This window comes from Streptomyces sp. NPDC032161 (assembly GCF_040636995.1).
Taxonomy (GTDB): Bacteria; Actinomycetota; Actinomycetes; order Streptomycetales; family Streptomycetaceae; genus Streptomyces.
In genome coordinates this window covers 1-8,884 of record NZ_JBEZVN010000075.1, presented here as the reverse complement: position 1 = coordinate 8,884, position 8,884 = coordinate 1, and the positions used below count along the sequence as shown (strand labels likewise).

Below are 8,884 nucleotides of genomic sequence, written 5' to 3'. Positions count from 1 at the left end.
AGACACCACCAGGCAACAGCCCGACACAGCCACTACCAACGACGGGCCGCCGACGAATCCGCTGGGTAGATCACGAAACCGTACTGGAGTACTAGCCGGACTCCTGGGCGGACTCCTGGGCGGAATCGACGACGGACTCACCGTTGGGTGCACTGTCGGGCTTGTGGCCGGGCTCGCAAGCGGGTTCGCTCGTGCGGCGCGAAGGTACGCGGTGTTCTTGCTGTGCTCACGCGGCAAGCTGCCCTTCCGCCTCGCTGTCTTCCTCGACTGGGCCGTCACTGCCGGTCTCCTTCGCTACAGCGGGCCTGGTTACCAGTTCCGCCACCGCGAACTTCAGCAATGGCTCAACCAACACCCTCATCCCTGAACCCGGCGCCAAGCATTCCGATACAGCCCGTGCCAGCACCGGCTCCAGAAGAGGGCGGCCTCACACACCACCCGCATGCGCCGGGCTCTGGATGAAGCCTCCCCCTACCTACTTCCTGGCAAGTTCCCCCATCGACCCCGCAATCCCCATGGGGTGGGCAACCTGCTGAGACAGCACGGCCTGCCGGTCCTCAGCGCCAGGAACACCGCCATGATCGAGGCCATCACCACGCTCCCGCCCATCGTCGTCGCCGACCTCTTCGGCCTCAGCCCCTCCACAGCGGAGACATGGGCCAGATGCGCCAACGACAGCTGGACCCACTACCTCGCAGCCCAAACACCGAGGGAGGGTGCTCCGCACTACTCCAACAACGCCTCTACACCAGCAGGAACGTCGCTTACGCCTGCTCTACCTCACGATCGTCATGCGATGCCCTCGACTGATGGCTCGGGGTGAGCCGGTTGACACGGTATATGTCCGGGACGCAGAGGTTGAGGACGGTCGCGACCGTGATCATTGCGGCGCAGGCCAGGAGGACTGCCGGGCCGTTCCACGAGTGGGCTGCGAGGGCGGTGATGAGGTAGCCGAGGCGTTCCCCGACGCCGTTGAACGCACTCATTCGGCCCTGTTCGACCTGGGGCACATGCTGTTGGAATGCGGTGTTCCAGGCAACGATCGCGATGTCGAGTCCGATGCCTGCCAGCAAGGCGGCCACCAGAACGAGTGGCAGAGACAGACTGCAGGCCATGGCCACCAGCGGGAGCGCGAGGGCGCCAGCCGTGATCACCGCGACGGTGAGCAGCCGGTACGGCTTCCAGCGAAGGCATACGAGGGTTCCCGCCAGCAGGCCGGAGGCGAACGCGGCCTGGATCAGACCCCAGTCACGTGCTCCGGCGTACTGCCGCGCGGCAACAAGGGGGCCAAGAAGCTGGAAGCCCGCCAGCCAGGCGGCGACGAGGACTGTGCCGGCGGCGGTATAGGTCCACAGCCAGGTACGGGACCAAAAGCCTGCCCAGCCTGCCCGCAGATCGGCCAGGACGCCGGCGGGCGTAGTGGGCGGGGCTTCGAGGCGCAGACCAAGAAACAGGACAGCCGCGACGGCGAACGTGAACGCGTCCCAGGCCAGTGCCCACGCTGCGCCGCTCGCGGCGACGACGAATCCGCCGGCGACCGGCCCCAGCACCCTCACCGCGTTGCTCGGGAGCCTGAGCAACGCGTTGGCCTGCTGCAGGTGCTCTTCGGGGACGATCTGCGCGACGGCGCCTTGCATGGCTGGAACGATGAACGAGGCCGCCGTTCCCGAGACGAAGCCGCACGCCGCAATCGAGGCAGTCGTCGCATGTCCCGTGGCCACGGTGACGGCCAGGGCACCCTGCGCACCCGCGGCCGGCAAGTTCCCGACGAAGAGGAGTCGGCTTCGGGACAGGCGGTCGGCGAAGAGACCGCCCATGAGCAGGAACACGATCGTGGGGACGGTGTTCGTGGCGAGGACCAGGCCGAGAGATCCGGCTCCTCCACCCTGCTGAATGACGGAGTAGGCCAGCGCGAGAGGGGCCATCGCAGACCCGGTCGCCGAGATGAGACTGGCCGACGCGAACCGGCGGAAGGCCCCGATCCTGTGCTGATGATCTCCGGTGACGCGGCGGCGGTCTTCATGATCTCCCTTGGGCTCGGCGCAGCCGTGCAGCAGCGCGCCGTGCGAGACGTCAGCGCCAGAGATGGCTGAACGGCCATCCACCTGAGAGGCTGTTGTCTTTCCGAGTCTGACGACTGCGTTTTCGCTGGTCAGGGGTAGGGGCAGCGTCGGTGCGGGAGTGATGGATCGTTGTTTCGTCGCTCCCGTGGAGGTCGTGAATGCCGTAGGTTGTCGGACTGCTGGAACAGCACGAGCTTGCCGCCCGTCGTCGTGTGGACGGGTTGCGCGAGGAAGTCGACCGGATCCAGGCCGAGCTCGCGACGGCCGAGAAGGAGTGGCTGGAGTGGACGATCGCTCGCGAGCGTGTGAGTGCGGTGCTGTCCGCGCCGGGCGGCGATTCAGCCGACGCGGTGGCCACCGAGCGACCGGGCGGCGCCGGGACGGAGGCCGAGGTGCGGGCGTCACCGCCCATGGCGGCGAAGCCGAAGTCGCAGGTTCCGGTGTGGCGCGAGGGGCTGGCCCGGACGGCACTGTCGGCGGACTATCAGCGCGTCCCGTCCGCGCTCGCAGATCGGGTCCGTCTCGGTCAGGGCCCGCTGACCTGCCAGGAGATGACCTCCGCCTTCGGTATGGACGTGGTGCCGGCCAAGGTGGAGGTTGCGGTCGAAGGCGAAGCGCCTGGTCGCACGGGGCTGGCTGGTCGAGCCGGCGCCGGGCCGGTTCACGCTCGCGCGAGGCGTGAGCGGGCAAGACGGCGGGTCATGATCATGGTCATCGACCAGTAGACCATCGCCTCGGCGCTGGTGGTGCGGCGTTCGAAGTCGCGCACCAGGCGGCGGCTTCGCATCAGGTGGGCGAAGAGCCGCTCGACGATCCACCGCTTGGGCAGCACCACGAAGCCGCGCGTGTCGTCGCTGCGCTTGACGATCGCCAGGACCAGGGCGAACGCGGCCGGGCAGTGCTCGACGAGGCTGCCGGTGCAGCCGCCGTCGGCCCAGACGAGTTCCAGCCGGTGGTGGGCTTCGGGCACCTGGGCGAGCAGGGCCTTCGCGGCGGCGCGGTCGCCGATGTCCGCGCTCGTGACCATCACGCCCAGCAGCAGGCCGAGGGTGTCGACCACGACGTGCCGCTTGCGGCCGTTGATCAGCTTGCCGCCGTCGAAGCCCCGGCTGTCGGCACCGACGACGGCGTCCGCCTTGACCGACTGCGAGTCGATCACGTCCGCGCTCGGCTCCGGATCCCGGCCCCCCTTCTGGCGGACCCGGCCGCGCAGCCGGTCGTGGAACTCCCTGACCAGCACGTGGTCGCGCCAACGGCGGAAGAACGCGTAGACCCGGTCCCACGGCGGGAAGTCAGCCGGCATCGCCCGCCACTTGATCCCGTTGTCCACGAGATAGCGGATCGCGTCCAGCATCGCCCGGTGGCAGTACGCCTCCGGCTGCCTGCCCCCGGCCCCGCATCCAGCCCGGCACCGGCAGCAGCGGCCGGACCACGGCCCACTCCGCGTCCGTCATGTCCGAGGGATACCGCCGAACACGTTCCGGGTGATCGGCCGCATTCCCGAACCGGTGAGCGACGCAATCACGCGTCGGTGCAGCCGAGTTGAACTCCACCGGCACGAGCACGTACAACTGCGGCAACAGGGTCTCCTGGATCTCGGTCGGCTTCGCAACCCCGAGCTACCAAGAGGCCCTGCCCTCATGCTTGCGGCCAGCCGCGATCATCCGAACGAGACTCCCGTCCGACACCCACCCCTCAAGATGAGCGCCTCGTACAGCTGGTCGAAAAGCGGGTCGAGACAGACCGCCAGGCTTTCGGCGAACTGCCTGGGGGAAGGGGCTATGGGAGATCATGTGGTCCAGGAACGGACCCATGCACCATGAGTCGATCAGGTCCCGCAGCGCGGCCAGCCCGAGCGTATCCGGCATGAACAGCCCATGCATCATGTACATCGCGTAGAACCCCGCAGACCCGCAGACCGAGCAGCACGGTCCGCGCCCGCACCAAATCCTCGTCACTGGCCCGCTGAACCGGCCCCAGTACGTCCGCGTGCTGCTGGAGCAACCCCCAGTCCACCGACGGCCCCTCGCCCTGCTCGGCCGCGCCCAGCATCCGCACCAAGTCCTCGACCGTCAGCCCGAACATCCCGTAGGAGGCGAACACCTCGGCCAGCGCGTCCGGCCCCACCTCCTGCGCCCCCAAGCCGATCGCCGCGACCAGGTGGACCACCGCCTGGAACTCCGGCCCCTCAGGCAGATCCTCATCGGCCACAAGCGCCGCGCGCACCAAGGCGGGATGCGCCGCCCCGCGATACGCCTGGGATCCGATCAACCGGCCAGCAGCCGCGTACAACGCGTCCTGCCCCTCCTCACCCGCCGAGGCCGCGCTCCGTGCAACCTCTATCAGCTGGTGCGACACCGTCCCGCGCAGCACCCGCTCCAGAGCCTCGCGCACGGCGTCCACCGGCGGTTCCGGCACCTGAACGGCCCCCGGCTGCTGGGACGCCGGTGCGGAGAGCGGTATGGCTGTATGCCGGCCCCGGACCCCGAACGGGTCGTCATCCGGATCTCGACCGAACGTGCAATGGGGCAGACCCTGACGGGGCGCCCTCGAACGAAAGGCGCTGCGGCATAGCCCGCGCGTCGGCTGATCAGAACGGGACGTCGTCCGGGGTGGTCCCGCTCCTGGATCGCCAGAAGCGGCCGCGGGGGCCGCGACGGGTCGCGGCCGTCGAGCGATGGCTCGCCCGTCTGCCGGCCACCGCGCAACTCCATGCATGGGATGCGCCACCTGTGCTGATCGACCGCACGGAGCACGTCGTCGCGGAGCTCGCCTCCGATGCCGTACGGCACGACCGCGTGCCGGGCCGGGACTTCCGCCTGCCCCTGACGCTCACCGATAGTCGGCGCTCAACTTCCGGTGCCTGCACGCTCCTTGTCGAAGTCACCGACGCGTGAACGGCTCCCCCACATGGACCACCGGCCCGAGCCCGCGTCAGGGAGCGACAGCGAAACCCGTCGCGGCCTCCTCGTCGTCGCGCACCTCGCCGACCGCTGGGGCACCAAGCTTCCCGTCCGGCGGCAAGACCGTACGGGCCGAACTACGCATCACCGCAGCGCCGCATCCGCGACCGGCCACTCTCACTGCCGCACTCGGGCCGCCCGGACCGGCCCCAACGCCTTCGTGACGGAGCCCCGCCCGCGGCCTCCTGGGCCGGGGGTAGTCCGTCACCAAAGGTCGGGGCCGGATTGAGCTCGACGGCCGGTCAGGCCTTGACCGCGGGCTGCGCGCGTTCACCGGGTGCGTCCACGCGGGGCACGGAGTCGCCCTGCCATGACGAGAACATCCTGGCCGTGAACACGTAGCCGACACCACTGCCGAGCGCCACAAGGGGAATCGGCATCGCTGATTCGGGCACGGCGAAGAAGACGGCGGCGCCGATCACCGCCCAGCCGACGGCGAGGACGTTCACGCCGCCGGTGTAGCGGTAGGGACCGTGCGGGTCAAAGAGGGCCGGTACGTCGATGCGGCCCCGCTTGATGAAGACGTAGTCGGCCAGGATCACGCCGATGATGGGGGCGAAGAAGTTTCCCATGACCGACATGTAGTCGCTGAACTGGTCGATGAGCGAGGGGAAGGCGGCCAGTGCCGTCCCCACAGCGGCGACCACCAGGGTCGACCAGAAGCGCCCCAGCCGGGTGGCGAGGTTGGCCAGCGCCAGGCCGCCCGTGTAGACGTTCATCACGTTGATCGTCCAGTTGTCAAGGATCAGCACGATCAGGACGAGGATCAGCGTGACCGAGCCGACGCCGAGGCCGGGAATCACCTCGAAGGCGTTCGCCGTCTTGCCGCCGGTCGCGGCGGCGGCGTAGGCGCCGAAGATGGTGGCTCCGACCGTACCGATCAGCGCGGCGGCCATGGTGCCGGTCCACATGTCCTTGCGGGACTTGGAGTAGCGGCAGTAGTCGGCCGCGTCCGTCACCTGGCTGAACCACGCCGCCGCGATGGCGTTCACCCATGCCGCGAACACCGCCCACTTCCAGCCGACCGAACCGGAGTAGGAGAAGACCTCACCGGGCGCGAATCCCGGCGCCTGGTGGGTGGCCATCAGCCAGAAGAGGTACCCGAGGATCACGAGCTTGACCGGGAAGGCGATCTGCGACAGCCCCTTGAGGAACTTGTATCCGAAGAGGGCGACGGAGGCCTGGAGCACCGCGAAGACGATGCTGACGCCGATGAGCGACAGCTTCACCCCGAGCCAGGCATCGATGACGGCCAGGATGCCCATGGCGCCGGCCAGGGTCTGGAAGGCGAACCAGAAGGCCGAACTGATGGTGCGCAGTACGGAGACGATCCAGCGGGAGGCTTCGATGCCGAGGAATGCCCGGGTCGACACGATCCCGGGCAGGCCGTAGTCGACGCCGACCGTGGCCATGACGGTGTAGGCGATGAAGGCGATGAGGATGCCCAGTACTTGGGCGGTGACCGCGGCCCAGAACGAGAGCCCCGTCAGGATCGCGAGTCCTCCCATGAGGATCAGGCCAGGGTTGAGCATCACGTTGAAGATGATCTGGAACAGGCCGTACCAGCGCACGGTCCGCTGGTCGTCCGGCACGGGTTCGACGCCGTACTGCTCCACTCCCGTCGGCTGGCGGTAGGACTCCGGTGCGTTGCCTTCGGAGCCTGGTCTGCGTGGAATGTCAGTGGTCATGAGGGGGCCTCTGATCCGGGCTATGGGGAAGACGGAGGTAAGGGGGAGAAAGACGGAGGGAGGACGGCGAGCGACGCCTCAGGGGAGTGGGCTGTTCGCCTCGGCGCCGGGCACAGGCGCCGGAAACCGCCCGTCCGCAGTGCCTCGCACGGGCACGGGCACGGACGCGGCCGGACGAGGAGGGGAAGTGCCTCGGACGGGCGGAGACGCCGCCCGTCCGAGGAAAAAGGGGCGCTCGGGTCAGGACAGGGGGGAAGCGGTGCCGCACCAGCGGGTGGCGAGGACGGCGTAGGTGCGGGCCGCGAGCCAGACCTCGTCGAGGTCGACGTACTCGTCGTTGCCGTGGGCGACGCGCAGGTCACCGGGGCCGAAGACGACGGACGGCACACCGGTCCGGGTGAACACGGTCGCGTCGCACACGCCGTAGAGCCCGGTGTAGGAGGGCTGGTCGGAGAAGTCGGTGCCCTGGGCCGCGGTCCGGTACGCACCGGCGACAGCCTGGCTGATGGTGTCGTCGGGCGAGGTGACGAACGGGTCCCAGTTGAGCTTCCACTCACAGCGCGGGCGGTGGTTGCGGAGCCACGGATCGGCGTCCGCCGCGCGGTCGATGACGGCCTGGATCTCGGCCATCACGTCCTCGGCGGAGCGCTCGGGGTGATACATGACCCCGTACTCGATGGTGGCCGAGTCGGAGAGGGCGAACGGGACGGTCAGGTCGCCGGGGCCGCCGCGCATGGCACCGGGCAGCAAGGAGAAGTGGCCGTTGTACCAGAGGTCGTGCCGCTGGGTGTGGGCCCATTCGTCCTCGAGCGCACGCAGCGCCTGGTAGAGGAGGAAGACCTTGTCGATGGCGTTCACGCCGATCGAGTCGCCGGACTGGGTGGGGTGGATGGTGGTGCCCCGCATGGAGCCGTGCACCTTCTTGCCCTCGACCGTGACCGAGAACCACAACAGTCCGGGGCTGGCGACCACGATCGACAGTGGTGTGGGCGGCGCGCTCGGTTCCGAGACGACCGCGGCATCCGCGACGTACCCGCGCTCGACCACCGCACCCGTCCCGCAGGCGTGATCGCCGGTCTCCTCACCGACCACGCACTGCAGTTGCAGCTCTCCGCCGAGCTCGATCCCGGCCTCGCGCAGGGCGATCGCGGCATAGGCCTGTGCGACGAGCCCGGACTTCTGGTCGGTGGTCCCGCGGCCGTACATCCGGGAACCGATCACTTCGCCGGAGAACGGCAGGGCCTTGGTCCACTCGGCCGGGTCTCCGCCGGGGACGACGTCCACATGACCGTTGAAGATCAGCGAGTTCCCCTCGCCCTTGCCGGCGATCCGGCCGACGGCGTTGTCGCGTCCCTCCTCCACGGCGAAGACATCCACGGATGCCCCGGCGCGGCGGTAGAGGTCGGTGAGCAGCGCGGTGGCCTCACCTTCCCGGCCGACATGTTCCTTGTACTCGATTCCGGGATATTTCGGGCTCACGGACGGGATCCGAACGAGCTCCTGCAGGCTCGCCGTCATCTCGTCGCGCAGTCCGTCGATGACGGACATCAAGTGGTTCAGCTGGGAAGTCTCTTCGGGCGAGCTCATTACGCCTCCACTGGCGCACTCGGATGGTGCGGTGCCCGCTACCGTCTCGGTGCCGGGCCTCGCCGCTTGGCCAGAATGAAACAGGTGATTGGATTCATGCGTCAATAGCCAATCTCGAAATCTGTGTTACACGTCGAGGTCATCGAATGAGCCGCGCGCGGAGTCACCGGGCTTCGCGCGCGGAGTCGCATCGAGGTCACCCCCGGACCTCCGGGAGCGCAACGCACTTCGCTCACCCTCACCCTTGATGAAATAAATTTTTCATGTTAGGTGTTGAGTGAAGTATGTGAATCTAGAATTTCGGCTGTCCGAACGCCGGGCGGCCAGGAAGGCGTGGGCCGGGATGAATCAGAACGATGAGGGCCGCGGAAGCGTCGAACACGGGGGACGGACGTTCGCGCAGGTTCCTTCGCACAGCGCGCGGGAGCATGTCGAGCAGACGGAGCGCTTCGCGGCGCGCAACTACCATCCGCTGCCCGTCGTTCTCTCCTCCGGGGACGGTGCCTGGGTGACCGATGTGGACGGGCGTCGCTTTCTCGACTGCCTGGCGGGCTACTCCGCCCTGAACTTCGGCCACCGCCCG

8 protein-coding genes are annotated in these 8,884 nt (G+C 68.4%); 3 read left to right on the top strand and 5 right to left on the bottom strand.

Annotated elements, in window-relative coordinates; genetic code table 11:
- Positions 1-764 precede the first annotated feature (764 nt).
- A complete protein-coding gene (locus AB0E67_RS35705; protein ID WP_362034918.1) occupies positions 765-1,925 on the bottom strand; it encodes an MFS transporter in 1,161 nt (386 codons plus the stop codon).
- 350 nt (positions 1,926-2,275) lie between these two features.
- Between AB0E67_RS35705 and AB0E67_RS35700 the strand changes: the two genes are divergently transcribed.
- The gene (locus tag AB0E67_RS35700; protein ID WP_362034916.1) at positions 2,276-2,788 is read left to right on the top strand and encodes a hypothetical protein; all 513 of its coding nucleotides are present in this window, start codon (positions 2,276-2,278) and stop codon (positions 2,786-2,788) included.
- Here the strand turns inward: AB0E67_RS35700 and AB0E67_RS35695 are convergent.
- Entirely contained in the window at positions 2,725-3,417 is a 693-nt protein-coding gene (locus tag AB0E67_RS35695; RefSeq protein WP_362034914.1) for an IS5 family transposase, read from the bottom strand. The two genes, AB0E67_RS35700 and AB0E67_RS35695, sit on opposite strands and share 64 nt — an antisense overlap.
- Positions 3,418-3,842: 425 nt before the next feature.
- Positions 3,843-4,466, bottom strand: a complete 624-nt coding sequence (locus AB0E67_RS35690; RefSeq protein WP_362034912.1) for a hypothetical protein — start codon at positions 4,464-4,466, stop codon at positions 3,843-3,845.
- Positions 4,467-4,795: 329 nt separating this feature from the next.
- Here AB0E67_RS35690 and AB0E67_RS35685 point away from each other — a divergent pair, with 329 nt between their 5' ends.
- Complete coding sequence (locus AB0E67_RS35685; RefSeq protein ID WP_362034910.1) at positions 4,796-4,960, top strand: hypothetical protein; 165 nt, start codon at positions 4,796-4,798, stop codon at positions 4,958-4,960.
- A gap of 308 nt (positions 4,961-5,268) precedes the next feature.
- Here the strand turns inward: AB0E67_RS35685 and AB0E67_RS35680 are convergent, their stop codons facing one another.
- Both AB0E67_RS35680 and AB0E67_RS35675 read right to left on the bottom strand, forming a co-directional pair.
- Positions 5,269-6,714 carry a cytosine permease gene (locus tag AB0E67_RS35680; RefSeq protein ID WP_362034908.1) on the bottom strand — a complete coding sequence of 482 codons (1,446 nt, stop codon included), beginning with the start codon at positions 6,712-6,714 and terminating at the stop codon, positions 5,269-5,271.
- A 240-nt stretch (positions 6,715-6,954) separates the two neighbouring features.
- A complete protein-coding gene (locus AB0E67_RS35675; protein WP_362034906.1) occupies positions 6,955-8,301 on the bottom strand; it encodes an ArgE/DapE family deacylase in 1,347 nt (448 codons plus the stop codon).
- 343 nt (positions 8,302-8,644) lie between these two features.
- On the opposite strand from AB0E67_RS35675, the gene AB0E67_RS35670 reads away from it, so the two are divergent.
- The coding region (locus tag AB0E67_RS35670) for an aminotransferase class III-fold pyridoxal phosphate-dependent enzyme (protein WP_362034904.1) at positions 8,645-8,884 on the top strand (240 nt) is incomplete at its 3' end.